The organism is Oryzobacter telluris, from assembly GCF_043099285.1.
Lineage (GTDB): Bacteria > Actinomycetota > Actinomycetes > Actinomycetales > Dermatophilaceae > Oryzobacter > Oryzobacter telluris.
Genome location: NZ_CP170723.1, coordinates 223616 through 249355 on the forward strand (window position 1 = coordinate 223616; position 25740 = coordinate 249355).

A 25740-nucleotide genomic window follows, 5' to 3' on the forward strand; every position below is an offset into this window, starting at 1 on the left:
CGCCCGCGCGTACGTCGGTGGGCGCAGCGGCGGGTACTCCCGGTGAGGGTCGTGGGCGGCGGCCGCGCGGGCTACCGTCGTCGCCATGGACCGGTGGCGCGAGGGTGACTGGGGTCCGCCCGGCGCGCCCCGTGCCGCGCACGGCACCTGGGGCCCCGGCCCGTGGGCGTCGGGGCCACCGGGACCGTGGGGACCGCGCCGCAGTGGCCCGGCCTGGATGCCGGCGGTGCCCCTCGGCATCCTCGCCGGGGTCTTCCAGGTGGGTGGGTCGCTGGGGCGCGCGCACCTGCAGGGCGAGAGCGTCGGGTGGCTGGGCCTGCTCCTGCTCCTCGTCGGCCCCCTGGCCATCGTCACCCTCTACCGCTTCCCGCTCGTCCCCCTCGCGGTCGCGACCGCGGCGTCCACCGCGTACGCGCTCCTCGGGTACCCGCTGGGGCCGGTGGTGGCCGCGCCGATCGCCGCGCTCGTCGTGGAGGGCGTCCGCCGGCGGCGCGAGCGGTTCGTGCGGCTGCGTGAGGTCCGGCGCTCCCGCGAGGACCGCCGCCGGGTCGACGAGCGGATGGCCGTGGCGCGCGACCTCCACGACTCGGTCGGCCACTCCCTCACGCTGATCTCGGTGCAGGCGGGCGCGGCGCTGCACACCCTCGACCGCGACCCCGAGAACGCCCGCCTGGCGCTGACGACCGTGCGCGCCGAGTCGCAGCGTGCGCTCGCCGAGGTGCGGCGCGTCCTCGACGCCCTGCGCGACCCGTCGTCGGAGGCCGCGACCCGCCCCGCCCCCGGCGTGTCCGACCTCGAGGCCCTCGTCGCCGCCGACCCGGGCTTCGGCTGGACCCTCGATGTCGCCGACGACGTCGTCCCGCTGCCGTCGGCGGTCGATGCCGCGGCGTACCGCGTCGTGCAGGAGGCGATGACCAACGTGCGCCAGCACTCCGGGGCCTCGAGTGCCCGGATCACGGTGCACCGCAGCGGTTCCGGGGTCGAGGTGGTGGTGGAGGACCACGGCGCTCCCGGGGTGGTGGCCCGTCCGCCCTCCGACCCCGACGACCGCTCGGGCACCGGGCTCGTCGGGATGCAGGAGCGGGTGGCCGCCGTCGGTGGTCGCCTCGAGGCCGGCCCGCGCGCGACCGGCGGCTGGCGCGTCCTCGCCACGTTCCCGCTCGACGACCGCGAGGAAGGCCGCCCGTGACCCGCGTCGTGCTCGTGGACGACCAGCCGCTGCTGCGCGCCGGCTTCCGGATGATCCTCGACGGAGAGCCCGACCTCGAGGTCGTGGGCGAGGCCGGGGCCGGCGACGCCGCGGTCGCGGTGGTCCGCGAGACCGGCCCCGACGTCGTCCTCATGGACATCCGGATGCCGGGCCGCGACGGGCTCTCGGCGACCGAGGAGATCTGCGCGGACCCGGCGCTGACGGAGGTGCGGGTCCTCGTCCTCACGACCTTCGAGCTCGACGAGTACGTCTTCGAGGCGCTGCGGGTCGGGGCGAGCGGTTTCCTCCTCAAGGACCTCGAGCCCGCCGACCTGCTCACCGCCATCCGCCGCGTCGCCGCCGGTGATGCCGCGCTGTCGCCGTCGGTGACCCGCCGCCTCGTCGAGCACGTGGCCGCGGGCGGGGCGTCGCGCCGACCGCCGGTGGAGCAGGTCAAGGCACTGGAGGCGCTGACCGAGCGGGAACGGGAGGTCGTCGCGCTCGTCGGGGAGGGCCTGACCAACGACGAGATCGCCGGGCGGCTGTTCCTCTCGCCGGCGACGGCCAAGACCCACGTGAGCCGGGCCATGGTCAAGGTGGGGGCGCGCGACCGGGCCCAGCTCGTCGTCCTCGCCTACGAGAGCGGCCTGGTCCGGCCCGGCTGGATGGCCTGACCCCGACCCGCATCGGGGTCGGCTGCTCCCGCGGGAGTACGCGAGGTGTCTCCCCGTGGCCGACGCGGGCGCAGGGACGGCGGAGCGACGGTGGTGGTGTGACCGAGAGCCGGTCGCCCTGCACCGAGAGGACGCGACATGACCGCGCTGACCGCACTCGCCAGCCACCCCGGGCCGTACGCCGACGGCGGCTTCCACTGGTGGTTCCTGTTCTTCCCGTTCGGCTTCATCGTCTTCTGGGTCCTCGTGGCGGTCCTGGTCCGCACGCTCGTGTGGCGCCGCTGGGGCGGGCCGTGGGGTCCGGGCGGGCCCGGTGGTCCGGGACGGCCGGGCTTCCACCGCGGGCCGAGCGCCGAGCAGACGCTCGCCTCGCGCTTCGCCTCGGGCGACATCGACGAGCAGGAGTACCGGGCCCGGCTCGAGGTGCTGCGCGCCTCACCGCCCAACGGCGCCTGACCCCCGTCAAGAGGCCACGCCACGCTGACCGCCACGGCGATCCGTCAGCGCGTCGTGGCCTCTCGACCTGCGCCGCTCACCCGGCCGACCCGGCCGCTCGGCGCGGCGGGTTGGACAGCCCGTTGCACAGGGAAGAAGCCGCCCCGTCTACTGGTGCGCGTGACGAGCGGCGCGACGACGCGACCGGGCCCCTACGGCGGGCACCGGGGTCACGCGGCCGCGCCCTCGTCCACCTCCGCCGGCGGGATCCGGTCGGTCGTCGCCGAGTCGTGGCTGCGGTCCTCGGCCGCCGGGGTCGACCCGGAGGGCCACCTGGCTCCCGTCGTCCTCGACACCGCCGGGCTCGCCGACTACCGCGCCACCCACGCCCTCTCGCACGTCTTCCCCCTGCTCTACGACGTCCTCGGCCGCGCCGCCGTCGACTGCGACTCGGTGATGGCCGTGGGGGACGTCGACGGCCGGCTCCTGTGGGTGTGCGGCCCGCCGCGGGTGCTGCGCAAGGCCGAGACGATCAACTTCGTCGAGGGCTCGGTGTGGAGCGAGCCCGGTGCCGGCACCAACGCCCCCGGGATGGCCCTGCACCTCAACGCCCCGGTCGCCGTCCACGCCGGCGAGCACTACAACCGCCTCGTCCACCCGTGGAGCTGCGCCGCCGCCCCCATCCACGACCCGACGACGAGCCGCGTCCTCGGCGTCGTCGACATCACCGGCGGCCCCGACGTCGCCTCGCCGCAGAGCCTGGCGATGATCCGTGCCGCGGCCCGGATGGCCGAGTCCGAGCTCGCGCGCCTCGCCCTCACCGGCACGACGCTGGCCCCGCCCGGCACGGGGTACGGCCTCCCCGACTCCGCCGGACTGCTGCGCCTGCGCGCCCTCGGCCTGCCCGAGGCCGTGGCGGAGGTGGGCGGGCGCACCCACCGGCTGAGCCGCCGGCACAGCGAGATCCTCGTCGCCCTCCTCGAGCACCCGGCCGGCCTCACCGCCGAGGAGCTGGAGGCCCGCGTCTACGCCGGTCGCGTGAACTCCTCGACGATCCGCGCCGAGATGACCAGGCTGCGCACCCTGCTCGGGCCCGACGTCCTCGCCTCCCGCCCCTACCGGGTGGTCGCCGACACCGAGTCCGACTGGCGCAGCGCCGCCGCCCTCATCGCCGGCGGTCGGGTCCGCGACGCCCTCCAGGCGTACAAGGGCCCGCTCCTCCCCGGCTCCGAGTCGCCGCTCGTCGAGGAGCTGCGCCATGTCCTCGAGACGCAGGTCCGCACTGCTGTCCTCCACTCCGGTGAACCAGACCTCATGGTCGGCTGGACCCGGTCGCGCTGGGGCGCAGGCGATCTCGAGATGTGGGAGCGCCAGGCCGAGACGCTTCCCGCCACCTCACCGCTCCGCCAGGTCGCCGAGTCCGAGGCCGCCCGCCTCCTCGACACCCACGACGCCTGAGGCTCAACCGGTCAGCGCCGCGGTCGGCGCACCAGGTCCCAGAGCGGGTAGCGGAAGACCCGGCCGGTCGCGTACGTCCAGACCGCCGCGACGACCGGGAGGAAGAGGTAGGCGCCCGCCATCACGGAGAAGGTGGCGATCGCCCACTGCTTCTGCTCCGCGAGGGTGAGGGTCACGCCCACGACGAGGAGCACGACGAGCTGGGCGACGAACCGCAGGATCGCCCGCTCGGTGCCGCTGACGAGCGGCCTCGGGTCGCGCCCGGCGAACAGGCCGACGACGACGCTGATGGCGAGCCCGACCGGACCACCGATCGGCACGAGCAGGTGGAGGAAGGTGGCCTTGGTGCGACCGGGCACGGCAGCGGCCGGGACCCGCTGGGGCGGCGCAGCCGCCGCTGCCGCACCGGTCGCGGGCGACGGTGCCGCCCCCGGACCGAGGCTGGACCCCAGCTCGTCCTGGTAGAAGCGCCCCATCGCCCCAGTATGCGGTGGGGCGGTCGCGGTGAGCCGACGACCGCCCCCGACGACGAGGTGTGCAGCGTGGTTGCAACGTTGCCCTCCCTACGGTCTGCGCAACCGTCATCGGACGGATTCGCACGAGATCAAGGGAGATCGCGATGACCGTGTTCGCACAGCCCGGCACCGAGGGCAGCAACGTCACCGTCAAGGACCGCTACGACAACTGGATCGGCGGCCAGTGGGTGGCCCCGGTGCGCGGCGAGTACTTCGACAACGTCACGCCGGTGACCGGGCGCGTGTTCACGCAGATCGCGCGCGGTACGGCCGAGGACATCGAGCTCGCGCTGGACGCCGCGCACGGTGCGGCCGAGGCGTGGGGACGCACGAGCGTCGGCGAGCGGTCCGGCATCCTGCTGAAGATCGCCGACCGGATGGAGGCCAACCTCCAGGACCTCGCCGTCGCCGAGACGTGGGACAACGGCAAGCCGGTCCGCGAGTCCATCGCCGCCGACCTCGCGCTGGCCGTCGACCACTTCCGCTACTTCGCGGGCGCCCTTCGCGCACAGGAGGGTTCGATCGGTGAGATCGACGCCGACACCGTGGCGTACCACATCCACGAGCCGCTCGGCGTGGTCGGCCAGATCATCCCCTGGAACTTCCCGATCCTCATGGCGGTGTGGAAGCTGGCCCCCGCGATCGCCGCCGGGAACTGCGTCGTCCTCAAGCCGGCCGAGCAGACCCCCTGGTCGATCCTCAAGGTCATCGAGCTCGTCGGCGACCTCCTGCCCGACGGCGTCCTCAACATCGTCAACGGCTTCGGCGTCGAGGCCGGCAAGCCCCTGGCCAGCAGCCCCCGCATCGCCAAGATCGCCTTCACCGGCGAGACGACGACCGGGCGGCTGATCATGCAGTACGCCAGCCAGAACCTCATCCCGGTCACCCTCGAGCTCGGCGGCAAGAGCCCCAACATCTTCTTCGAGGACGTGGCGAGCGAGCCGGACGCCTTCTACGACAAGGCACTCGAGGGCTTCGCGATGTTCGCCCTCAACCAGGGCGAGGTTTGCACCTGCCCGAGCCGCGCCCTCATCCAGGAGTCGATCTACGACAGCTTCCTCGGTGACGCCGTGGCCCGCGTGGAGAAGATCGTCCAGGGCAACCCGCTGGACACCGACACGATGATCGGCGCCCAGGCGAGCAACGACCAGCTCGAGAAGATCCTCAGCTACATCGACATCGGCAAGCAGGAGGGCGCCAAGGTCCTCACCGGCGGTTCACGCGCCGACCTCGGCGGCGACCTCAGCGGTGGCTTCTACGTGCAGCCCACGGTGTTCGAGGGCGACAACAGCATGCGGATCTTCCAGGAGGAGATCTTCGGCCCGGTCGTCTCGGTGACCCGCTTCGCCGACGAGGCCGACGCCCTCAAGATCGCCAACGACACCCTCTACGGCCTCGGCGCCGGGGTGTGGAGCCGCGACGGCAACCGCGCCTACCGGGCCGGCCGCGAGATCAAGGCCGGCCGCGTGTGGACGAACAACTACCACGCGTACCCGGCGCACGCGGCCTTCGGCGGCTACAAGCAGAGCGGCATCGGGCGCGAGACCCACAAGATGATGCTCGACCACTACCAGCAGACGAAGAACCTGCTCGTCAGCTACAGCCCCAACGCCCTCGGCTTCTTCTAGACCGATGGACACCACGACCCCGACGCGGGTCGACGTCACCGATGGGGCGGCGGCCCTCGTCCGCCGCCTCACCGGCGTCCACGGCCCCCTGATGTTCCACCAGTCCGGCGGCTGCTGCGACGGCTCCGCGCCCATGTGCTACCCCGACGGCGACTTCATCATCAGCGAGGCCGACGTGCACCTCGGCGACCTCGACGTCGGCCTCGACCGGGCCGTCCCGGTCCACATGTCGGTGTCGCAGTTCGCCTACTGGCGCTTCACCCACCTGACCATCGACGTCGTCCCGGGGCGCGGCGCCGGCTTCTCGGTGGAGGCCCCGGAGGGGGTGCGCTTCATCATCCGCAGCCGGATGCTCACCGAACCCGAGCTCGCCGTGCTGGAACCGGACGACTGAGCGTCCCCTCTGACCCGGTGGACGGCGCGTGGCACAACCCTCCGCGCCGTCCACCGCGCACCGTCTAGGCTCGCGGCGACGACGATGCAGGAGGACGAGATGTCGGCACCACCCGGATGGCACCTTCAGCCCGACGGCCGTGAGCGCTTCTGGGACGGTTCGCAGTGGACCGAGCAGTTCCGCGCCCCGGCGATGTCCGACCCCACGGCCCCGCCGCCCGCCCCCTCCTGGGCGTCGAGCGTCGGCACCTCCTCGGCCTCCGACACCGGGTCCTCCTCCTCCCCGGATGACGGCCACACCCAGGCGATGGACGTCCAGTCCACCCAGGCGCTGCCCGCCACGCCCCCGGCCGCCGCCGCGCCCGACCCGTACGCCACCAACCCGTACGGCGCCGCCCCGCAGCCCACCTACCCCACCGCCTACCCGCAGGCCGGGTACCCGCAGACCGGCTACGGCTCCCCGGGCGACCCCGGCGCCGGCTGGCAGCCCCCGCAGAAGTCCGGCTCGAGCGGCCTGCTCAAGGGCTGCCTCATCGCCGTGGTCGTGGGCGTCATCGTGCTCATCGGCGTGGTCGTCGCGGGCATCTTCTTCTTCAACCGCGCCGTCGACGACGTCCGCGACTCGTTCCCGTCGAACTTCCCCACCGACTTCCCGTCCGACCTCCCCTCGGACCTCCCGTCCGGCTTCCCGACCGAGGGGATGGGCGAGAAGATCACCATCACCGTCGGGAAGGGCTTCGAGGTCCCGCGGGCGCAGATCCAGGACGGCTGGACCCTGACCAAGCAGGGCGCCCTCGGCGTCGAGACCGCCCAGATCAAGGACATGACGGCCCAGCTGAGCGAGGACGGCATCCCCGTCTTCTTCACCGTCTCGTTCCCGACCACCGACGGCGGCACCACCGAGACCGTGTGCTCCTCGGAGTCGGCCGAGGCGGGCGGGACCGTCGCCGTGCAGTGCGTGCCGTTCTTCGGCGACATCGGCGACGCGACGCAGGGCACCGTCACCACCGCGTTCTGACCCCAACGGGTCACTGACGCTCCGGCCCGCGGATGCGATGCTGAACCGGTGACGACCACCGTCGACGTCTTCGACGACTTCGTCCGCGTCCGGTGGGGGGACCTCGAGCCGGCCGCGCGCCTCGTCGTGCTCGATCCCGAGGTGGCCCGCGCCGTCACGGCCGAGGCGCTCGCCCGGCTGCGCAGCGAGTGGACGGCGACCTCGGAGGAGGGCCGGCCGGTCGAGCGCGCCCGGCGCCTCGTCCTCGCCACCGCCGTGGCCCGGGCCACGCCCTCGGCCACGCGGCGGTTCCGCCGGTCGGCCCGTCCCGACCCCTCCACCCCGGAGGCCACCACCACCGCCCTCGATGACGACGCGCCGGCACCGTGGGAGGTTGGTGGCAGCCACCCCGACGACCCCGGCTCCACCGAGGCCGACCCCGTCATCGCCGCGCTCGTCGCGCACCTGGGCAGCCTCGACCCCCTCGACCGCGCCCTCCTCGCGGGGGCGCAGGTCTGGGACGCCCACCCCGACGAGGTCGCCCACCTGCTCGACCTGCCCCCGGTCGAGCTGCGCGAGCGCGACCGCGCCCTGCGCGCCGGGCTGCGGACGGCGCACGAGGCCGCTCGCGACGACGAGGACGGTCCCGCGTCCTCGTGGCGCTTCGACGACGACCTCGCTCACGCGGTCGACGTCGTGCTCCGCGGAGCAACGGACCCGCCCGACCCGGCCGCCCTCGTCGTGGCCCGCGCCCGACGCGTCCGCCGGCGCACCGTCGTCCTCGGCGGCGCCGTCGTCGCCACGGTCGCGGGGGTCGGAGCGGCCGTCGCGCTGCGGGACGAGCCGGTCGCCCGGGTGGCCGCGCCGCCGGTCCCCGGCCCGAGCGACCGCGTCTGGTTCACGATGTCGCAGTGGCCGGCCCGCGGCCCGCTCGCCGGCGACCCGTCGCTGCGGGCGTTCGTCTCCCGCCGGACGCGGATCGGGGACCGCATCCTCTGGGCGGGGGACCTCGGCACGCGCCGCCTCGTGGTCGTCTGGTCGGGAGCGGGCGGCGCCTCCTCCGAGCCGGAGGCCACGCTGCGGGTGTTCAGCGGGCGCCGGGGCACCGAGCCGGCGAGCCTCGACGAGCTCGGGATCCAGAACGGCTACCTGGCCGCCACCGACGCCGTGGCGGTGGCCGTGCCCGACGGTCCGGAGGAGAACACGGCGCGCACGCTGCTCGTCGTCCTCGGCCACCCCTCGAACCGTGAGGCCAGCTACTCCCGCGTGGTCACGCCCACCCCCTCAGGCGACCTGTTGCGGACCTGGACCCCGCTCCCCCTGACGGGCGGGGTGTCCGCCACGGTGGTCGAGGGGCGCGTGCCGCCCGGGCTCCGGGCGCGGCTGGGCAACCTCGACGGACCCGTGGTCACGACGAACGCCGCCTACGGGGTCTTCGACGCGATCATGCGCGGCGACGTGCCGCCGGCCGAGGGGATCGAGGCGTTCGTCGCGGCCTCGACGGGCATCCCCGCGGACGACCTGGCGACCAGGGTGCTCTTCGAGGAGCCGGTGCCGACCGGGTTCTTCGACGACCAACGGGTCGGGTCGAAGGGCACCGCGAGCGTGGTCTGCCTCCTCACCACGACCCCGGACGGCGCCGTCCTCCGCTCGAACATCTACCGCGACGAGGTGTCGGTGGCGCCGCTCGACCTCGTGGTCCTCGTCCCGCAGGACCTGCTCGACACCCCCTCCTTCGTCCAGGGCGTCGACGTCCGCCCCGGCGTCAGCAGGTTCCTCGTGCTGCACCCGAAGGCCGCGAGCGTCCAGCTCGTCGCGACCACCACCGACGGCGTGCCCCGGTCGCTGGTCGTGCCGACCAAGGGCCGCAGGGTCACGGCGCTGACCATGGACACCGGCGGCGAGTACCCCGAGCTGCGGATCGTGCTGCGCGACGCCCGGGGCAAGGTCACCTACGACTCGGTGCAGGTGTACCACCGCTTCCTCCTCGACGGCTGAGCCGCCGCAGGTCAGCCCGCCGGCGTGGCCTTGATGATGTCGGCGACGAGCCGGTCGGTGCGGATGTCGTCGGCCTCGGGTGTGAAGCCGAGCCGCACGACGACGAGCCGCTGCGAGGGCACGACGTAGAGCCGCTGGCCGTCGTGGCCCTGCGCCCAGTAGGCGTCCTCGGGCAGCTCGGGGGCGACGAGCCTGCCGTTGGCCTGCCGGTTGACCCACCACCCGGCCGCGTAGCCCGCCTCCTCGGAGCGGTTGACCGGCGTCGCCGTGGTCGACTGCGCCATCCAGCCCTCGGGGAGGAGCCGCTCGTCGGCCCAGACGCCGTCCTGCAGCGCGAACTGGCCGATGGTCGCCCACTCGCGCGGGGTCGCCCACAGGTACGAGCTGCACACGGGGGTGCCCTTGCCGTCGACCTCCCACGTGGCCGTGGCCAGGCCGAGGCGGGCGAACAGGTCGCGGCGGGGGAAGTCGGAGTCGGCGACGTCGGGGAGCTCGGACAGCACCGAGCACAGCACGTTGGTCGAGCCGCTGGAGTACTGCTGGTAGGTCCCCGGCTGGTGGGCCAGCTTCTGCGACGCGGCGTACCCGGCCATGTCGTCCTCGGCGTAGAGCATCTGGGTGATGGGGGTGCCGAGGGCGTACGTCTCGTCCCAGGTGAGCCCGCTCGTCATCCGCATGAGCTGGTCGACGGTGATGCTCTTGCGCGCGTCGGTCCACTCGGGGCGCAGCTCGGCGTCGTCGACCTTGACGCGGCCGTCGAGGACGTAGCGCCCCACCATCAGGTTCGTCACGCTCTTGGCCATCGACCAGCCGAGCTGCGGGGTGGTCTGCGTGAAGCCCGTTGCGTAGCGCTCGCCGACGAGCTGCCCGTCCTTGAGGACGACGACCGCGCGCGTGCCGAGGGCGCGCTGCTGGGCCGAGCCGAGCTCGTCGCCGAACGCGCGGCCGATGGCGGCCTGCACCTCCGGGGTGGTCTCCGGCGCCGGTGCGGCGGACAGCGGGTTGAGGTCGGCCTCGATCTTCGTCGCGCTGCCGAGGTTGGGCCGGTCGGCGCCGACCGTGCAGCCGAATCCCTTCGTGTACCAGGCCTTCTGGGTGGCCAGGGTCAGCAGGACCTGCGACGTGGCCGACTTGCCGGCCTCGTTGACGTACCCGGTGAGGTAGGGCACGAGGGGGTTGGGCGGAAGGTCGGTGTCCGGGTCGTCGCGCCCGGCGACGAGGGTGACGGCGCACGCGTTGTGGGCGGCGTAGCCGGTGCCCGTGAGCAGCAGCGGCTTGGCGTAGAAGTACCCCCCGATGCCGGCGGCGATGAGCAGGACGAGCAGCACCCCGACGGCCCGGAAGAAGACGCGCATGGGCGGGACGGTACCGCGAGCGTGGCGGGGTGGCCACGGCCTCGCCCAAGTCCGGGCGCGTCCCCGGCGGTGGGCGGCCGGGGACGCCCTGGGCGGGTCAGGCCGCGGTGGACGCGCCGGTGCCCGCGGGCTCGTCGGCGAGGTCGTCGCGCAGGCGGTCGAGGGTGGCCCGCAGGATCCGCGACACCTGCATCTGGCTCACCCCGATGCGCTCCCCGATCTCGCTCTGGGTCAGCTCGTCGACGAACCGCAGCGACAGCACGAGGCGCTGGCGGTCCGGGAGCACGGCGATGGCGCGGCGCAGCGCGTCGCGCGTGGCGAGGGTCCCCGACGGGCACTCGGTGACGAGGACGAGGTCGCCCAGGTCGCCGTCGCCGACCGGCTCGTCGAGCGAGGTCGCGTGGTAGGCCACGGCACCCCGGCGCACGTCGCCGACGTCGGCCCGGGTGACGCCCAGCGCACAGGCCAGCTCGTCCTCGGCGGGATGGCGGCCGAGGGCGTGGCGCAGGCGCTCCTCCTCGGAGAGCAGGGACACCCGCAGCTCCTGGATGCGGCGCGGCGGGCGCACCGCCCAGCCGTGGTCGCGGAACCAGCGCTTCACCTCGCCGGAGATCGTCGGGGTCGCGTAGGCGGCGAAGCCGGGGCCCGCGCCGGGGCGGTAGCGCCGCACGGCCTTGACGAGCGCGGTGCGGGCGACCTGCACCAGGTCGTCGGTGTCGATGCCGCGCCCCCGGTACCGGGTGGCGACTCCGTCGGCCAGCGGGAGGGCGAGCAGGACGATCCGCTCGCGCAGGGCCGACCGCCGGGCCTCGTCCTCCGGGGCGACGAGCGCGAGCTCGACCGCAAGGGGCTCGACCACCACGTCGAGGTGGTCGACCTCCGAGGCGGTGGGAGCGGGGGCACCAGTGGAAGCGGTGGTGGTGGGGGCCGCAGGGGCGGCAAGGGAACCGGAATACGCCATGGACACGTCCTCGTCGAACGGGTCGGCGCGCTGTCGGACCGAGGCCCAGAAGAGGGCCGTTCCGACCGTACCGCGGCCACGGGGTCCACCGGGGGTCTCGGGACGGGGCATCATCGCCAGGCCGACCGGCGAGCGCTGGACCTGCACGTTTGGGCTCGATCGGCTCGGGTACGTGAGAAGGTCAGCCGGGGGAAACGGGCGCAGACCGCCCGGACCCCGGGGGACGAGGAGGTCCGCGATGACCCAGACCAGCGACCGACCGGTGCGTGCGCACCCGGCGGACCCGGCCCCTCGTTCCCCCGTCGCCGCGGCCTCGGCCGCCACCGTCACCCCGCTCGCCGTGCAGCCGCCCGGCCCGGCCGAGGCCCTCGAGCGCGACCTCGCCGACCTGCGGGTCGCCCTCGCCACGCACCCCTTCCCGACCCACCAGGACGACCTGCTCGCCCACCTCGTCCGCCGCCGCGAGCCGATCCGCCTCGCCTGCCGGGTGTCCGGGCTGTCGCGCACCCGCAGCTACACCTCGCTCGACGAGGTGTGTGACGCCATCGGGCGGGGCCCCGTCCTCGACTGACGACGGTCGTGGCACGGTCGTGGCCGGGGCGTGGTCGGCCGCCGTGGGGTGCCGACCTGCGGGTGCATACTCGTGCTCGTGGCCTCCCTGCCGACCTCCTCCGACGACCTCCTCCGCCTCGCCGAGGCGATGACGCTGGTCGCCGGGCGGGCGACCGTGGAGGGCGGTGCACCGCTGCAGGCGCTGGTCGAGGCCACGACCGACCACATCCCGCAGGCGTCGAGCGCGAGCATCACCGTGCTGCGCGGCGGCCGGTTCCGCAGCGAGGCGTCCACGGGCGCCATCGCGCCGCGCGCCGACGCCCTCCAGTACGAGATCGGCTCGGGCCCGTGCGTCGACGCCGTGCTCGACGACAACGTCTACGTCACGGGCGACGTGACGCGCGACGAGCGGTGGCCCGAGTGGGGCGCCCGCGCCAACGCGGAGACCGGGGTGCGCAGCGTGCTCGCGCACCGGCTGACGCTGCTCGACGACTCCGACGCGATCGCCTGCCTCAACGTCTTCTCGCCCGAGGTCGACGCGTTCGGTCACCGCGACGTCGGCGCCGGCCTCGTCCTCGCGACGCACGGCTCGCTGCTCGTCACCGCCCTCGTGGCGCGGGACAAGGCGGCCAACCTGCGCAGTGCGCTGGAGTCGAACCGGGAGATCGGCGTGGCCATGGGCATCCTCATGAAGACCCACAGGCTCACCCGCGAGCAGGCGTTCGACGTCCTGCGCGTCGCCAGCCAGGACGCCAACCGCAAGGTCGCCGACATCGCCACGGAGGTCGCCGACACCGGCGTGCTGGCGATCTCGCGGTGGCCGGCCGGGGTTCCCGACGAGGCGCCGCGGGGCTGAGGTCACGACCGCGCGCGACACTCTTCCGAGAAAGTTTCGTCGGCACGGTCGCATCCGTGGGGTCCCGTTCGTGGAGAGGGTGAGGGCAAGGCACCCGGCCGCCGCCCGTCACCGCGAGGAGAGAGTCATGACCCACTACCTGCTGTCCGTCTGGCACGACAAGGACGCGACCCCCGAGGACATCTACCCCGACGCCGCCGAGCGCGAGCAGGCGTACGCCGACACCGGCGCCTTCAACGACGAGCTCCGGGCCAGCGGCAACTGGGTGTTCGCCGGCGGCCTGCACTCCCCGAACACCGCGACCGTCGTCGACGGCACCGGCGGCGAGGCCGTCACCACCGACGGCCCCTACAGCGAGGCCAAGGAGCAGATCGGCGGCTTCTGGGTCATCGACGCCCCCGACCTCGACGCGGCGCTCGCCATCGCGGCTCGTGGGTCGAAGGCCTGCCGGGGCAAGGTCGAGGTCCGCCCCTTCCAGGGCGAGTGACCGAGGACCCCACCGCCCCCGGCGCCCTCCCCTCCCCCGAGGAGGCCGCGCCGGGGGGCGGGGCCCACCTCGACGCGGTGTACCGCGCCGAGTTCGGCCGGGTGGTGGCCGCCCTCACCGCTCGGTTCCGCGACCTCGACCTCGCCGAGGAGATGGCCCAGGAGGCCTTCGTCGAGGCGGTCCGTCGCTGGCCCAGCGAGGGCGTCCCACCCAACCCGGGTGCCTGGCTCACCGTCGTCGCGCGCAACCGCGCCCTCGACCGGCTGCGGCGGGAGTCCACCCGCCAGGCCCGTCACGAGGAGGCCGACATGCTGGGCGCACCCGAGGACCCGATGCTGCCCGTCACGTCGGTCGTCGACGAGCGGCTGCGGCTGCTGTTCACGTGCTCCCACCCGGCGCTGGCTCCGGAGTCGCGCGTCGCCCTCACCCTGCGGCTGCTCGGCGGCCTCACCGTGCCCGAGGTCGCCGACGCGTTCCTCGTCCCCGAGCGGACGATGGCGCAGCGGATCACCCGGGCCAAGCGCAAGATCGCCGCGGCCAACATCCCCTACCGGGTGCCGCCCGACCACGAGCTTCCCGAGCGGCTGTCCGGTGTCCTCGCGGTTGTCTACCTGGTCTTCACCGAGGGCCACCTGCCGGGGTCCGGCGCGGTCGCCGTGCGCGAGGACCTGTGCGCCGAGGCCATCCGGCTCTGCCGGCTGCTGCGCGAGCTGATGCCCGACGAGCCGGAGGTCGCGGGGCTGCTCGCGCTCATGCTGCTCACCGACGCACGCCGGTCGGCCCGCGTCGACGACGAGGGCGTGCTCGTCACGCTCGACGAGCAGGACCGCTCGCGCTGGGACCGCGCGGAGATCGCCGAGGGGCATGCCCTGGTGCGGGAGTGCCTGCGCCGCAACCAAGCCGGTCACTACCAGCTGCTCGCCGCGGTGAACGCCGTGCACACCGACGCCCCGACCGCCGCCGACACCGCGTGGGACCAGGTGCTCGCGCTCTACGACCAGATCGTCGCTGTGACGCCGACCCCGGTGGTGGCGCTGAACCGGGCCGTCGCGCTGGCCGAGGTGGCGGGGCCGGCGGCCGGGCTGGAGGTCGTCGACGGGCTGGCCGGCCCGCTCGACGGCTACCACCCGTTCCACGCGACCCGGGCCGACCTCCTCAGGCGGCTGGGGCGGGCGGAGGAGGCCCGGGCGGCCTACGACCGGGCCCTGGCCCTCGCCGGCAACCCCGCCGAGCAGGCCTTCCTCCAGCGCCGCCGCGCCGCCCTGCCCTGAGCACACCCTGTTCACGGGCGGCGGGCGCGACCTCGGCATGCGGCGCGAGCGGCTAGCGTGGGCCCGTCCGACTCCCTGTGCACGCCCTGTGCCCGCCTCGACCGTTGGAGGAACCCCCGATGGCTGGTGGACTCGTCGCCCTCCTCGACGACATCGCCGCGCTCGCCAAGCTCGCGGCCGCCTCGATCGACGACGTCGGTGCCGCGGCCGGACGGGCCAGCGTCAAGGCCGCGGGCGTCGTCGTCGACGACACCGCCGTCACCCCGCGCTACGTCCAGGGCTTCACGGCCGACCGCGAGCTGCCGATCATCCGCAAGATCGCCGTCGGGTCGCTGCGCAACAAGCTCCTCATCATCCTGCCGGCGGCCCTGCTGCTCTCGCAGTTCCTGCCGTGGCTGCTCACCCCGATCCTCATGGTCGGCGGCACCTACCTCTGCTACGAGGGCGCCGAGAAGATCTGGGAGAAGGTCTCCGGGCACGAGCACGAGCAGACCCCGGCCGCCGTCGACGGCGACGAGGACCACGAGAAGACGATGGTGGGCGGCGCCATCCGCACCGACTTCATCCTCTCCGCCGAGATCATGGTCATCGCGCTCAACGAGGTCGAGACCGAGCCGTTCGTCTCGCGCGCGCTCATCCTCGTGGTCGTCGCCATCGCCATCACGGTGCTCGTCTACGGCGTCGTCGCGCTCATCGTGAAGATGGACGACATCGGGCTGGCGCTCACCCAGCGCGAGTCCGGCGGGGTGCAGGCGGTGGGCCGCGGCCTCGTGGCGGGGATGCCGAAGCTGCTCGCCGTCCTCTCCACCGTCGGCATCGTCGCGATGCTCTGGGTCGGCGGGCACATCCTCCTCGTCGGGGTCGACGAGCTCGGCTGGCACTGGCTCTACGACACAGTCCACCACTGGGAGGAGGCCGTGGGCGGCGGTGCGCTCGGCTGGGTCGTCAACACCGCAGTGTCGGCCGTCATCGGGCTCGTCGTGGGGGCGGTCGTCGTGGCGGTCATCACCACCGTGAAGAAGGCGCGCTCGGGCGACAGCGAGCCCGCCGCCCACTGACCTGCGGGCTCTGGTCCACCCCGTCGGCTCTGGTCCATCTGCCCGGATGGCGTCGCGTTCGCACCGCCATCCCCGCAGGTCGACGCCATCCGACCGAGTGGACCAGAGCCCGCAGCAGGGGCAGGGTCAGGCGGCGGAGGTGTCGGTGGCCTCGTCGGCGCGCAGGACGACGAGCCGGGCCGCGCAGGCCCCGCGGACCGTCTCGGTCACGGTGTCGCGCAGCTCCTGGCGCATCGTCGGGTCGACCACGGAGACGACCGCGTAGTAGAGCGCCGAGAACGCGGCGAGGAAGCCCGCCACCTTCAGCAGCGGCGCCGTGACGGCGAACGTCCGTCGGTCGGTGGCGATCTCGGCGAGCACCGCGGGGTCGACCGTGGTCCACGCGCCGACCACCTGCGTCGGCACCGCCACGGTGCCGAGAACGGTGAAGAAGACGAGGACGCCCGCCCCGACGACGGCCGTCACGACGAGCCGCGACACGGTCGCGACGAGCCGCAGGGTGCGGGTCTGGCCGGGGGTCAGGGGGCAGGTGACGGGTGCCTCGAGGTCGGACCCGCTGTCCTGCAGCGGAGTCCCGGCGAGGGCTTCCTCCAGGTCGGCGGTGGAGTCGAACGTGCTGAGGGCGCCGAGGTCGAGCCGCTTGCGGCTGCCGAGGAACGCCGCGCTGACGACGACGAACAGCAGGACGGCCGCCGTGTACGCCCCGCCCGACAGCATCCCCACCGACTGCCACACCTCGGCGGTGAAGAAGAAGAACGTGACGACGCCGAGGAGCAGGGGCAGGGTGCGCGCCATCGCAGGCCCGGTCGACACGAGGCCGCTCCACAGCTCACGGGTGACGAACACGACGACCGACACCACCGTGCGCAGCGCCCGCCACGCGCCACCCCGGCCGAGCCGGGTGTCGTCGAGCAGGGCCGACAGGCCGCGGTCGGAGAACCACTCGACGACGTCCCGGTCCTGACCCTGCACCGGGCCAATGTAGGCCGTCGGGACGCCGTTCCCTCGGTCGCGCCACGGCGACGGGAACCTCATCCGGCCGCTCCGTCGACGCGACGGGCGCCGAGCCGCCGTCCGGTCAGGACGGCCACCACGAGGAGGAGGGTGGCGGCACTGGCGACGGCGAGCAGGGTGGTCGAGTCACGCCCGGCGCTCGCGCCCACCGTGGCCCAGGCGACCGACCCCGGCACCACGCCCACGAGCGTGCCGAGGGCGTAGTCGCGGGTGCGGACCGCGCTCAGCCCGGCGCCGTAGTTGGTGAGGACGAAGGGCGCCACGGGGGTCAGCCGCGCCACGACCACGGCGACGAGGCCCTGGTCGTGCAGGAGGCGCTCGACCCGGTCGATGCGCGGTCCGGTCAGCTGGGCGACGGCCTCGCGTCCCAGCCGCCGGGCGATCGCGAAGGTGAGCGCTGCAGCGAGGACCGACCCGACGAGGGAGAGCGCGATGCCTCCTCCCACGCCGAACAGTGCGCCGGCGATCGCCCCGAGGAGGCTGCGGGGCACCGGTCCCAGGCAGACCACGACGTGGAGAACGACGAAGACCAGCCCACCCCAGGCCCCGGCGTCGCGCACGGCCGAGCGGACCACCGCGAGGTCCTCCCCGAGCAGGAGCCACGCCATCACCCCGCCCACGGCGATGGCGAGGAGGAGGCCGGCGAGCCGCAGGCGGGCGGGCGTCATCAGGCGGGGTGGGCGGGGGTGGCCGGAACCGCGGCGCCGATCCGCCGGGCACGGACCGCCACCGCGCACAGGGCGGCGAGGAGGACCGTGACGATGGTGAAGCCGAGCACGGGCTCGAGCGGGATCGCGATCCCGATGGCGCCGCCGACGACCCAGAACGCCTGGAGGATCGTCTCGGACCAGGAGAAGACCCGGGCGCGCGTGTGCTCGGCGACGTCGCGCTGGATGACGGCGTCGAGGCAGAGCTTGACGAGCTGGCCGAACACCCCGGTCGCGAGGCCGAGCGCCACGAGGGTCCACACCGAGTAGAAGGCGGCGGTCAGCACGCCGGACGCGATGGTCACGAGGGCGAGGACCCCGGACATCAGCTCGGGCGAGGGGGCGCGGCGCAGGTTCCCGGCCACGGAGCCGAGCGCGTTGCCGATCCCCGCCGCGGCGGCCACCAGGGCGAGCACCGTGGGGCCCGCCCAGCCGGGGATGGGGTGCTCGCGCATGAGGAAGGCGAGGAAGAGGACGAGGAATCCCGACAGCAGCCGCGCGCCCGACGTGATCCAGAGGATGTAGCGCACCGCCCGTGGCAGCGCCCGCATCCGGCGCACCCCGCGGCCGGCCGTGGGCAGCGGGCCGGTGCCGACGGGGACGCCGTCGAGGTCGACCTCGCCGAGGGTGGCGTCGACCTTCGGGGGCAGGCGGATGGCAAGGACCGTGGCCGCGACGTAGACGGCGAACGCGAAGCGCAGCGACCAGTCGGGGCCGACCTGTGCCAGGCCGCCCGCGATGCCTCCGCCGAGCACCATCCCGATGAGCCCGGCGATGGTCAGGCGCGAGTTGGCGGTGACCAGGCTGATGCTGCGCGGCAGGAGGCGCGGGATCGCCGCCGCGCGCGCGACCGCGTACGAGCGGCTGGCCACGAGGCAGCCCAGGGCCGCGGGGAAGAGCCAGGGGCTGTCCTCGACCACCGCCGACGCGAGCACCCAGGCGAGGAAGGCGCGGGTCGCGAGCGTCGTGCCGAGGGCCCAGCGGCGCCCGTGGCGGAACCGGTCGAGGAGCGGGCCGACGAGCGGCGCGAGGAGCACGAACGGCGCCATCGTGAGCACGAGGAAGAGGGCGACCCGGCCGCGGGCCTCGTCGGTGGGCAGGGCGAAGACGGTGCCGGCGAGGGAGATGGTGAGGGCGGCATCGGCGGCGACGTTGACCGCGTGCATCTCGGTGAGGCGCGCGAGGCCGCTGTCGTCGGCCCCGTCGGCGGCGGCGAAGGCGCGGAACTTGCGGGCGGCGAAGCGCCCCCCGCGGGCGGCGAGGCGGCCACCCCCGGCCGCGACGCGTCCTCCGCCTGCTGCGGCACGGGCGCCTGCCTGTCCGCCGCGGCGCGCGGCCCGGCCGGCGTCGGCGATCCGGTCGCGGGCCCGGCGCTCGCGGGCGGCGGTGGAGGCGGGGCCGTCATCGCGTGGGGGCGATGCGTCGTAGGGAGGCAGTGGCGAGGTGGGCTCGGGGCGGAGCGGTTCGGTGGGCGGCGACGCCGGGCCGCCGCCCGGGACGCCGGGCGGTCGCTGCATCGGGTCGAACTCGCTCATCTCGCGTCGATCTTCTCCCGAGTGGGCGACCGACGGCGAGCGCGACCCTCCGTGGCTCCGCCGGTTCGAGGTATTCGGCCCCCGTCCCGCACGGCCCGAATACCTCGACCCGATGCCGGGTCGAGGTGAAACCCGACCCGGAGGTGGTCGGACATCACCTCGAACAGCGCCGGGCTGGGGTGGTTCGAGGTATTCGGCCCGCGTCGCGCACCGCCCGAATACCTCGACCCGATGCCGGGTCGGGTCGTCCTTCACCTCGACCCGGCTGCCGCGTGCGCGCGGAACAGGGGTGCCGGGTGTGGTGTTGTGGGGGCCATGAGCACTCCCCGGCTGACCATGGCCGAGCGCTACGAGCACGCCCGCGGGCTGTTCGAGCACGGCGAGTACCAGGCCGCCGCCGAGGCGCTGTCGGCCCTCGTCGACGACAGCGCCCTCGAGCCGCCGCTGCACGGCACCACCGAGCTGCGCCTGCTCCTCGCCCGCTCCTACTACCACTCGGCCCAGCTGACCCGGGCCGAGCGGGTCGTGCGCGCGATCCTCGTCGACGTCCCCGACGAGGCGTACGCGAACCTCGTCCTCGGCCGCACCCTGCAGCGCCAGGGCCGCCACGCCGAGGCCAAGCCGCACCTCGCGATGGCCGAGCTGCTCGGCGGCTACGCCGGCACGGGCCGCCTCCCGCGCGACGACGAGGACGACCGCAGGCTGGGCGGCGGGGCGTGACCGACTACGGGCACGACCTCGAGTTCGGGCTCTTCCCCTCGCCGGACGCCGCCCACCCCGAGCGGGCCGTCGAGCTGTCGCACGTCGCGGAGGTCAGCGGCCTGGACCTCGTGACCGTGCAGGACCACCCGTACCAGGCGCGGCACCTCGACGCCTGGACCCTGCTGTCGGTCATCGCCGCCCGCACCTCCACCCTGCGCGTGGCCCTCAACGTCGCGAACCTCCCCCTGCGGCAGCCGGTCGTCCTCGCGCGCTCGGTCGCGTCGCTCGACCTCCTCACCGGAGGCCGCGCCGAGCTGGGTCTGGGCACCGGCGCCTTCTGGGACGCCATCGAGGCCGCGGGCGGGCGCCGGCTGGCCCCGGGCGAGGCGGTCGACGCGCTCGAGGAGGCGATCGCCATCATCCGCGCGGTCTGGTCGGGCGAGGGCAGCGTGCGCGTCGACGGCGTGCACCACCGGGCGGTCGGGCTGCACGCCGGGCCGCGACCGGCGCACCCGGTGGGGATCTGGCTGGGGGCGTACAAGCCGCGGATGCTGCGGGTCACCGGGCGCCTGGCCGACGGGTGGCTGCCGAGCATGGGCTACGCCGACCCCGACGTCCTCGGTGAGATGAACGCCCGCATCGACGACGCCGCCGTGGCCGCCGGGCGCGGACCCGAGGCAGTGCGGCGGCTCTACAACGTGTCGGGGTCGTTCGGCTCCGGCGGTGGCTTCCTGCGGGGCCGGCCCGGCGAGTGGGCCGAACAGCTCGCCGGCCTCACCCTCGACCAGGGCATGGCCACCTACATCCTCGGCACCGACGACCCCGATGACGTGCGCCGGTTCGGCGAGGAGGTCGCGCCGCTGGTCCGCGACCTCGTGGCCACCGAGCGTGAGCGTCGGGCATCAAAACCCGAGGAGCCCTCTGCCGCAACGGAGTCGGTGGTGGTGCGGGACGAAACACAGCCCGAGGCTGCCCCCGCCGTCCCCGCCCCGTCAGGACCGGTCGTGGTGCCCACGCCGGATGACGGGGTGCGGCTGTCGCGCGCCCTCCCCTGGGACGAGTCGACCCGACCGACCTACCCGACACGTCCGGATCCGGCTGCGCAACAGGGCTACTCGGCCCACCAGCTCGCGGCGCCGCAGCACCTCGTCGACGTCCACGACCACCTGCGCTCCGAGCTCGCCCAGGTCCGCGACGTCGTCGACCAGGTGGTGCGAGGCCACCTCGCCGTGGGCGCGGCGCGGTCGGCGGTCAACGCCATGACGATGCGCCAGAACAACTGGACCCTCGGCGCCTACTGCGAGTCGTACTGCCGGGTCGTCACCGGTCACCACGGCCTCGAGGACACCGGGATCTTCCCGTACCTGCGCCGCACCGACGCCGACGCCGCCCCCGTCATCGACCGGCTGGAGGAGGAGCACGAGGTCATCCACGACGTCCTCGACGACGTCGACCGCGCCCTCGTGGCCCTCGTCGGCGACGAGCCCGGCGCCCTCGAGCGCCTGCAGGCCGTGGTCGACCTCCTCACCGACACCCTGCTGTCGCACCTCTCCTACGAGGAGCGCGAGCTGCTGCACCCCCTGGCGCGGCACGGCTTCATGCGCTGAGGAAGTCCTCGACCGCCTCGAGGAAGCGCTCCGGTTCGGTGGCGTGGACGAGGTGGCCGGCGTCGACGGTCACGCACCGGCCGTCGCGAGCGGCCGCGACGAGGTCGGCGATGCCGTCCTGCGGCACGTGGCTGGCCGGGCCGCCGGCGACGACGAGGACGGGCATCGCGAGGCCCGCCACGACGTCGGGCCAGTCGGGCGCGGGGTCGTCGACCTCCGGACGCACCTGCTCGACGACGTCCCAGTCGAAGTAGATGTCGCCCTCGGGGCGCGCCGGCGGGGCCGGGGTGCGGGGCCGCGGCAGGCCGACGTCCTCGAGGACGAGCCGGCGCACCCGCTCGGGCCGCGCTGCGGCCACGCGCAGCGCGACGAGACCGCCGAGCGAGTGCCCGACGAGGTCGACCTGCGGCTCGTGCGCGAGGTCGAGCAGCGCGACGACGTCCTGCGCCATGAGCGCGATCGAGTACGTGCCGGGCCGGTTGCTCTCGCCGTGGCCGCGCAGGTCGACGGCCCGCACCTCACGGCCGACGGCCAGGGCCGGGCCGACGGCGTCCCAGTCGCGGGCCGTCATCCCGGTGCCATGGAGGAGGACGAGCGGCGGGGAGACGGTTCCGTCGGAGGACGGCCACACGCGCACGGCAAGGGTCAGCCCGCCGACATCGACCCGCTCGGTCCGCACCACAGGTGCACCCTCCGGCACGGCGGGCCCTCACCACAAGCCCCCTCCGCGGACAGCGGAGGTGCGGGGGCGCCGGCGGACGTCACGCGGTGGCGTGGGCCGCCTCGAGGGCGAGGAGGTGCTTCTTGGCGGCGGCGCCCCCGGCGTAGCCGCCGACCCCGCCCGACGCGGGCAGCACCCGGTGGCACGGGAGGACGACGCACAGCGGGTTGGAGCCCAGCGCGTTCCCCACCGCCCGCGCCGCGCCCACGTGGTCGACCGCCCGGGCCAGCTCGGCGTACGTGGTGCGCCGCCCGTACCCGACCCGGGACGCCAGGCCGCCGAGCACCTCGCGCTGGAAGGGCGTCGCGAGGACGAGGTCGGGCGTCACGTCGACCGAGCGCGAGCGGCCCGCGAGGAAGGAATCCAGGGCCCGGCGCGCGGCATCCGTCGCCCCGGGGTGGCGCAGGACGCGCGGGCTCACCGACCCCGCGACCCGACCCAGCCAGCGCTCCTCGGCCGCGTCATCCGGCACGTACGCGCAGGTCACGACCCGTCCGTCGTCCCGGACGGCGACGAGGAGCCGGCCGACCGCGGTGTCCTCGACGACGTACGACACGTCGGTCGGGCCGAGCTGGGGGGGCCCCGCGGGCGGGGGCGAGAAGGAGGCGAAGGGGTTCGGGGCAGTGCTCATGACAGGTCCTTGCTGATGACGGTGGAGGCGCCCGCGGCCGCGAGGTCGAGGCGGAGGGTGGCCACGGCGTCCGAGACGAGCCGGCGGCTCATGCCGGGCGTCGTGCCCAGGGCGGCGGCGACGGCACGGTGGTCGAGGTCGCCCACGAACCGGAGGACGACCGCCTCCCGTTGCCGTTCGGGCAACGCCGCGACGAGCGCCCAGAGGGTGCCGTCGGGGGCATCGGGCGCGATGACGACCGGCGCCTCGGCGAGCGAGGCCGGGTCGTCGTGGGGTGTCGTCCGGCGAGCCGCGCGGTGCTGGTCCATCGCGCAGCGGTGGGTGATCGTGAGGAGCCACGAGCGCAGGTTGCGGGCGTGGGTGAGCCGGGGGTAGGCCGCGAGGGCCTGGGTCCAGGCCTGCTGGGCGACGTCGTCGCCGTTCCCGGGCGCGAGGGCGTGGGCGAGGCGGGCGACGTCGCGCCAGTGCTCGTCGACGAGGTGCTGGAAGGGGGGCAGGCTCACGGTCGTCCAACGGTAGGGGCTCCCGGAGTGTGAGCCACCCCCGCTCCCTCCGGCCGTGAGTGCGGAAGTGGCAGCCCGGGCGACCACGTCCGCACTCGCCGCGAGATGGGGCGGTTCGGCGGGGTGCGCACGCGCGCGCACCCTGACGTGGGAAGAATGGGGGCGTGGACGTCGAGGACCGCCAGCAGGAGACCGCGCGACCCCAGCGACGACGCCCCCTCGTCATCGCCCACCGCGGCGCGAGCGAGGAGGAACCCGAGCACACCCTTGCCGCGTACCGCCGGGCCTTCCAGCACGGGGCCGACGGGGTCGAGTGCGACGTCCGGCTCACCGCCGACCACCACCTCGTCTGCGTCCACGACCGCCGGGTCAACCGCACGAGCAACGGCGACGGCGCCGTCTCCACCCTCGAGCTCGCCACCCTCGAGGAGCTCGACTGGGCCTCGTGGAAGCGCGGGGCCGCCGAGTCCGAAACCCCCGAGGCCGACCCCGAGCGGGGCCACCTGCTCACCCTGCGCCGGCTCCTCGACACCCTCGTCGACACCCGCGAGGAGGTCGTCACGCTCATCGAGACCAAGCACCCGACCCGCCACGGCGCCGACGTCGAGCACATCCTCGTGCAAGCCCTGCGCTTCTTCGACCTCGATGGCGGCGACCAGCCCGGCCGTCCGCACGTGCGCGTCATGTCCTTCTCGCGCCGCGCCCTGATGCGGGTGCACAAGGTCGCGCCGCGGGTGCCGCTGGTCTACCTCGTCGAGGCCGGGCTGCAGGCGATGGCGTGGGACGGGGTCCTCCCCAAGGGGGTCGGCGCGGTGGGTCTGGACGTCCGGCTCCTGCGCAAGCGCCCCCAGATGGTGGCCGGTCTGCACCGTCGCGGCCGGCAGGTCTACGCCTGGACGGTCGACGAGGAGGCCGACGTCGACCGCTGCATCGAGCAAGGGGTCGACGTCATCATCACGAACCGTCCTGCGATGGTCATCGCCCGCATGGCCCGATCGGACTAGGTTGTGCCCGTGACCACGCACTCCTCGTTCGCCGACCACGACGGCGACCACGACGGCGACCACCACCCCGGGGCCACCGAGCGCGCCGGCGCCGGTGAGACAGGCCTCATGGTCTCCGAGGCCCCGGGCCCCGGCGCCGACAGCATCGTCTGCTCCCTGCGCGCCCCGCACGAGCCGGCCTCGGTCGGCAAGGTGCGCAAGGAGGTCGTCGCCGACCTCCAGACGCGCGACCTCCCCGAGGAGCTCGTCGACGAGGCCGAGATCGTCGCCTCCGAGCTCCTCACCAACGCCGTGCGCCACGCGCGCCCCCTGTCCGACGGCACGATCCGGGTGCGCTGGAAGATCCGCGGCGACGTCGTCGAGGTCGAGGTGACCGACGGCGGCGGCGAGAGCGTGCCGCGCCCCGCACCGCGCTCGGTGTGGCTGTCGTCGGGCCGCGGCCTGCGCATCGTGCGCTCGGTCGCCCACGAGTGGGGCGTCACCGAGGACCGCACGGGCAACGTCGTGTGGGCCACCCTGGGCGGCCCCAGCCGGCGCCGCGCCACCTGAGCGCTCCCACTAGGGTGGCGCGCATGGGCAAGGCTTCTCGACGTCAGCACGGCACCGACACGACCCGCCGGTCCCGACCGGCACCGGTCCCGTTCGAGCGGCGGCCCTTCGAGGGCCTCGCGGGTGAGACCGACTGGGTCGCGATGCGCGAGATCCTCCCCTCGGCCACCGCCACCATCACGGTGAAGTCGGCGCACGTCCCCGACGGCGCGCCCTCCGAGGCCACCGTCGCCACCGTCCTCCCGATGGCGTGGCCCGGCCTGCACCGCGCCGACGGCACCGTCCTCATCGGCACCCAGTCCGGCAACGCGAGCGGCGACGCCAGCCGCGACCTCGCCGCCCAGCTCCTCGCCGCACTCGCGGTCGACGCCGGCGTCCCGGTGCTGTCCACCCCGCCGGTCACCGCCGACAGCCCGCGCCTCCAGGACGTCCTCGAGGACGCGACCTTCGAGGTCACCCTCCACGAGGGCTTCGACTTCTGGGTCGGTGAGCAGGAGCTCGAGGGCGACGCCGCCGAGTCGCTCGCCCGCGCCAACGAGAGCATCGTCCCCACCTCGCGGATGACGTCGCTCCCCTCGGCGTACTGGGTCCGCATCGGCGACCGCGCGCACATCCGCCTCGTCCTCCCCGATGACGAGGACGCCGCCACCGACGCGCTCTCCCGCCTCCACGCCGCCGGCGACGACGCCCTCGGTGGCGACACCCGCCTCCTCGGTGCCTTCCGCGCGTGCGGCCTGCTCGTCCCCGTCTGGGACCTCGACCCCGAGCTCGGCGCCGACGACTACGAGGACGAGCTCGCCGCCTGGCACCAGCGCTACCAGAAGGCCCTCGCCTCCGACGTCGCGCTCACCGCCGAGGAGCGGCGCGCCCGGTCCGGCCTGCTCAGCCGCCAGGTCACCCTCCGCTGATGCCCCGTCACCCCCGCCTCGAGTGCGGAAGT

At 74.5% G+C, this 25740-nt stretch carries 27 protein-coding genes; 18 read left to right on the top strand and 9 right to left on the bottom strand.

Translation table 11 applies throughout. The features are described from left to right. Positions 1-85 precede the first annotated feature (85 nt). The 4 genes from ACFLFB_RS01000 (at position 86) to ACFLFB_RS01015 (ending at position 3756) form a co-directional block, all read left to right on the top strand. Positions 86-1189, top strand: a complete 1104-nt coding sequence (locus tag ACFLFB_RS01000; protein ID WP_392543842.1) for a sensor histidine kinase — start codon at positions 86-88, stop codon at positions 1187-1189. Then, a complete protein-coding gene (locus ACFLFB_RS01005; RefSeq protein ID WP_392543843.1) occupies positions 1186-1863 on the top strand; it encodes a response regulator in 678 nt (225 codons plus the stop codon). The genes ACFLFB_RS01000 and ACFLFB_RS01005 overlap by 4 nt, the downstream gene beginning before the upstream one ends. Positions 1864-2001: 138 nt before the next feature. Further along, positions 2002-2319, top strand: a complete 318-nt coding sequence (locus tag ACFLFB_RS01010; RefSeq protein WP_392543844.1) for an SHOCT domain-containing protein — start codon at positions 2002-2004, stop codon at positions 2317-2319. Between the two features lie 159 nt (positions 2320-2478). Continuing rightward, the gene (locus ACFLFB_RS01015; protein ID WP_392543845.1) at positions 2479-3756 is read left to right on the top strand and encodes a GAF domain-containing protein; all 1278 of its coding nucleotides are present in this window, start codon (positions 2479-2481) and stop codon (positions 3754-3756) included. A gap of 11 nt (positions 3757-3767) precedes the next feature. Here ACFLFB_RS01015 and ACFLFB_RS01020 read toward each other — a convergent pair whose 3' ends face one another. After that, complete coding sequence (locus ACFLFB_RS01020; RefSeq protein WP_392543846.1) at positions 3768-4232, bottom strand: hypothetical protein; 465 nt, start codon at positions 4230-4232, stop codon at positions 3768-3770. Positions 4233-4375: 143 nt separating this feature from the next. On the opposite strand from ACFLFB_RS01020, the gene adh reads away from it, so the two are divergent. The 4 genes from adh to ACFLFB_RS01040 all read left to right on the top strand — a co-directional run bounded on the left by adh (position 4376) and on the right by ACFLFB_RS01040 (position 9287). Continuing rightward, a complete protein-coding gene (adh, locus tag ACFLFB_RS01025) occupies positions 4376-5899 on the top strand; it encodes an aldehyde dehydrogenase (RefSeq protein ID WP_392543847.1) in 1524 nt (507 codons plus the stop codon). A gap of 4 nt (positions 5900-5903) precedes the next feature. Further along, entirely contained in the window at positions 5904-6293 is a 390-nt protein-coding gene (locus ACFLFB_RS01030) for a DUF779 domain-containing protein (RefSeq protein ID WP_392543848.1), read from the top strand. An 84-nt stretch (positions 6294-6377) separates the two neighbouring features. Next, the gene (locus ACFLFB_RS01035) at positions 6378-7310 is read left to right on the top strand and encodes a DUF2510 domain-containing protein (protein ID WP_392543849.1); all 933 of its coding nucleotides are present in this window, start codon (positions 6378-6380) and stop codon (positions 7308-7310) included. Between the two features lie 48 nt (positions 7311-7358). Next, on the top strand, positions 7359-9287 hold the full coding sequence (locus ACFLFB_RS01040) for a hypothetical protein (RefSeq protein ID WP_392543850.1): 1929 nt from the start codon (positions 7359-7361) through the stop codon (positions 9285-9287). Between the two features lie 11 nt (positions 9288-9298). On the opposite strand, the gene ACFLFB_RS01045 is transcribed toward ACFLFB_RS01040, so the two are convergent. Both ACFLFB_RS01045 and ACFLFB_RS01050 read right to left on the bottom strand, forming a co-directional pair. Beyond that, complete coding sequence (locus ACFLFB_RS01045) at positions 9299-10642, bottom strand: serine hydrolase domain-containing protein (RefSeq protein ID WP_392543851.1); 1344 nt, start codon at positions 10640-10642, stop codon at positions 9299-9301. Positions 10643-10739: 97 nt separating this feature from the next. Next, complete coding sequence (locus ACFLFB_RS01050; protein WP_392543852.1) at positions 10740-11750, bottom strand: sigma-70 family RNA polymerase sigma factor; 1011 nt, start codon at positions 11748-11750, stop codon at positions 10740-10742. A gap of 91 nt (positions 11751-11841) precedes the next feature. Between ACFLFB_RS01050 and ACFLFB_RS01055 the strand changes: the two genes are divergently transcribed. The 5 genes from ACFLFB_RS01055 (at position 11842) to ACFLFB_RS01075 (ending at position 15827) form a co-directional block, all read left to right on the top strand. Beyond that, a complete protein-coding gene (locus ACFLFB_RS01055; protein WP_392543853.1) occupies positions 11842-12174 on the top strand; it encodes a hypothetical protein in 333 nt (110 codons plus the stop codon). A 78-nt stretch (positions 12175-12252) separates the two neighbouring features. Next, positions 12253-13011, top strand: a complete 759-nt coding sequence (locus ACFLFB_RS01060; RefSeq protein ID WP_392543854.1) for a GAF and ANTAR domain-containing protein — start codon at positions 12253-12255, stop codon at positions 13009-13011. A gap of 127 nt (positions 13012-13138) precedes the next feature. Next, positions 13139-13498, top strand: coding sequence for a YciI family protein (locus ACFLFB_RS01065; protein ID WP_392543855.1), 360 nt, complete (start codon positions 13139-13141; stop codon positions 13496-13498). A 77-nt stretch (positions 13499-13575) separates the two neighbouring features. Then, positions 13576-14769 (top strand): RNA polymerase sigma factor, encoded by a 1194-nt coding sequence (locus tag ACFLFB_RS01070; RefSeq protein ID WP_392545455.1) that lies wholly within the window; start codon positions 13576-13578, stop codon positions 14767-14769. Between the two features lie 119 nt (positions 14770-14888). Then, on the top strand, positions 14889-15827 hold the full coding sequence (locus ACFLFB_RS01075) for a DUF808 domain-containing protein (protein WP_392543856.1): 939 nt from the start codon (positions 14889-14891) through the stop codon (positions 15825-15827). 126 nt (positions 15828-15953) lie between these two features. Here ACFLFB_RS01075 and ACFLFB_RS01080 read toward each other — a convergent pair whose 3' ends face one another. The 3 genes from ACFLFB_RS01080 to ACFLFB_RS01090 are packed head-to-tail and all read right to left on the bottom strand — an operon-like array spanning position 15954 to position 19083. Further along, complete coding sequence (locus ACFLFB_RS01080; protein ID WP_392543857.1) at positions 15954-16799, bottom strand: hypothetical protein; 846 nt, start codon at positions 16797-16799, stop codon at positions 15954-15956. 59 nt (positions 16800-16858) lie between these two features. Further along, the gene (locus ACFLFB_RS01085; RefSeq protein ID WP_392543858.1) at positions 16859-17509 is read right to left on the bottom strand and encodes a TVP38/TMEM64 family protein; all 651 of its coding nucleotides are present in this window, start codon (positions 17507-17509) and stop codon (positions 16859-16861) included. Further along, on the bottom strand, positions 17509-19083 hold the full coding sequence (locus ACFLFB_RS01090; RefSeq protein ID WP_392543859.1) for an MFS transporter: 1575 nt from the start codon (positions 19081-19083) through the stop codon (positions 17509-17511). Before ACFLFB_RS01090 ends, ACFLFB_RS01085 begins: the two co-directional genes overlap by 1 nt. A 315-nt stretch (positions 19084-19398) precedes the next feature. Here ACFLFB_RS01090 and ACFLFB_RS01095 point away from each other — a divergent pair, with 315 nt between their 5' ends. Beyond that, positions 19399-19803 (top strand): tetratricopeptide repeat protein, encoded by a 405-nt coding sequence (locus ACFLFB_RS01095; protein WP_392543860.1) that lies wholly within the window; start codon positions 19399-19401, stop codon positions 19801-19803. Further along, a complete protein-coding gene (locus ACFLFB_RS01100) occupies positions 19800-21392 on the top strand; it encodes an LLM class flavin-dependent oxidoreductase (RefSeq protein WP_392543861.1) in 1593 nt (530 codons plus the stop codon). Before ACFLFB_RS01095 ends, ACFLFB_RS01100 begins: the two co-directional genes overlap by 4 nt. Here the strand turns inward: ACFLFB_RS01100 and ACFLFB_RS01105 are convergent. The 3 genes from ACFLFB_RS01105 to ACFLFB_RS01115 all read right to left on the bottom strand — a co-directional run bounded on the left by ACFLFB_RS01105 (position 21382) and on the right by ACFLFB_RS01115 (position 23247). Beyond that, on the bottom strand, positions 21382-22074 hold the full coding sequence (locus ACFLFB_RS01105; RefSeq protein ID WP_392543862.1) for an alpha/beta fold hydrolase: 693 nt from the start codon (positions 22072-22074) through the stop codon (positions 21382-21384). The two genes, ACFLFB_RS01100 and ACFLFB_RS01105, sit on opposite strands and share 11 nt — an antisense overlap. A 79-nt stretch (positions 22075-22153) precedes the next feature. Beyond that, a complete protein-coding gene (locus tag ACFLFB_RS01110) occupies positions 22154-22744 on the bottom strand; it encodes a methylated-DNA--[protein]-cysteine S-methyltransferase (RefSeq protein WP_392543863.1) in 591 nt (196 codons plus the stop codon). Then, complete coding sequence (locus tag ACFLFB_RS01115; RefSeq protein WP_392543864.1) at positions 22741-23247, bottom strand: RNA polymerase sigma factor; 507 nt, start codon at positions 23245-23247, stop codon at positions 22741-22743. Before ACFLFB_RS01115 ends, ACFLFB_RS01110 begins: the two co-directional genes overlap by 4 nt. Before the next feature lie 164 nt (positions 23248-23411). On the opposite strand from ACFLFB_RS01115, the gene ACFLFB_RS01120 reads away from it, so the two are divergent. From ACFLFB_RS01120 to ACFLFB_RS01130, 3 genes are read left to right on the top strand one after another with little or no spacing between them, the layout of a single operon-like run. Continuing rightward, complete coding sequence (locus tag ACFLFB_RS01120; RefSeq protein ID WP_392543865.1) at positions 23412-24251, top strand: glycerophosphodiester phosphodiesterase family protein; 840 nt, start codon at positions 23412-23414, stop codon at positions 24249-24251. 9 nt (positions 24252-24260) lie between these two features. Next, complete coding sequence (locus tag ACFLFB_RS01125; RefSeq protein ID WP_392543866.1) at positions 24261-24800, top strand: ATP-binding protein; 540 nt, start codon at positions 24261-24263, stop codon at positions 24798-24800. Positions 24801-24823: 23 nt separating this feature from the next. Further along, a complete protein-coding gene (locus ACFLFB_RS01130; RefSeq protein ID WP_392543867.1) occupies positions 24824-25708 on the top strand; it encodes a DUF5926 family protein in 885 nt (294 codons plus the stop codon). The last annotated feature ends 32 nt before the right edge of the window (positions 25709-25740 follow it).

Coding starts and splice junctions, on each gene's coding strand:
- ACFLFB_RS01130 (WP_392543867.1), top strand. CDS start 24,824: ATGGGCAAGGCTTCTCGACGTCAGCACGGCACCGACACGACCCGCCGG.
- ACFLFB_RS01045 (WP_392543851.1), bottom strand. CDS start 10,642: ATGCGCGTCTTCTTCCGGGCCGTCGGGGTGCTGCTCGTCCTGCTCATC.
- ACFLFB_RS01065 (WP_392543855.1), top strand. CDS start 13,139: ATGACCCACTACCTGCTGTCCGTCTGGCACGACAAGGACGCGACCCCC.
- ACFLFB_RS01075 (WP_392543856.1), top strand. CDS start 14,889: ATGGCTGGTGGACTCGTCGCCCTCCTCGACGACATCGCCGCGCTCGCC.
- ACFLFB_RS01055 (WP_392543853.1), top strand. CDS start 11,842: ATGACCCAGACCAGCGACCGACCGGTGCGTGCGCACCCGGCGGACCCG.
- ACFLFB_RS01090 (WP_392543859.1), bottom strand. CDS start 19,083: ATGAGCGAGTTCGACCCGATGCAGCGACCGCCCGGCGTCCCGGGCGGC.
- ACFLFB_RS01095 (WP_392543860.1), top strand. CDS start 19,399: ATGAGCACTCCCCGGCTGACCATGGCCGAGCGCTACGAGCACGCCCGC.
- ACFLFB_RS01010 (WP_392543844.1), top strand. CDS start 2,002: ATGACCGCGCTGACCGCACTCGCCAGCCACCCCGGGCCGTACGCCGAC.
- ACFLFB_RS01000 (WP_392543842.1), top strand. CDS start 86: ATGGACCGGTGGCGCGAGGGTGACTGGGGTCCGCCCGGCGCGCCCCGT.
- ACFLFB_RS01085 (WP_392543858.1), bottom strand. CDS start 17,509: ATGACGCCCGCCCGCCTGCGGCTCGCCGGCCTCCTCCTCGCCATCGCC.
- ACFLFB_RS01030 (WP_392543848.1), top strand. CDS start 5,904: ATGGACACCACGACCCCGACGCGGGTCGACGTCACCGATGGGGCGGCG.
- ACFLFB_RS01020 (WP_392543846.1), bottom strand. CDS start 4,232: ATGGGGCGCTTCTACCAGGACGAGCTGGGGTCCAGCCTCGGTCCGGGG.
- ACFLFB_RS01110 (WP_392543863.1), bottom strand. CDS start 22,744: ATGAGCACTGCCCCGAACCCCTTCGCCTCCTTCTCGCCCCCGCCCGCG.
- ACFLFB_RS01035 (WP_392543849.1), top strand. CDS start 6,378: ATGCAGGAGGACGAGATGTCGGCACCACCCGGATGGCACCTTCAGCCC.
- adh (WP_392543847.1), top strand. CDS start 4,376: ATGACCGTGTTCGCACAGCCCGGCACCGAGGGCAGCAACGTCACCGTC.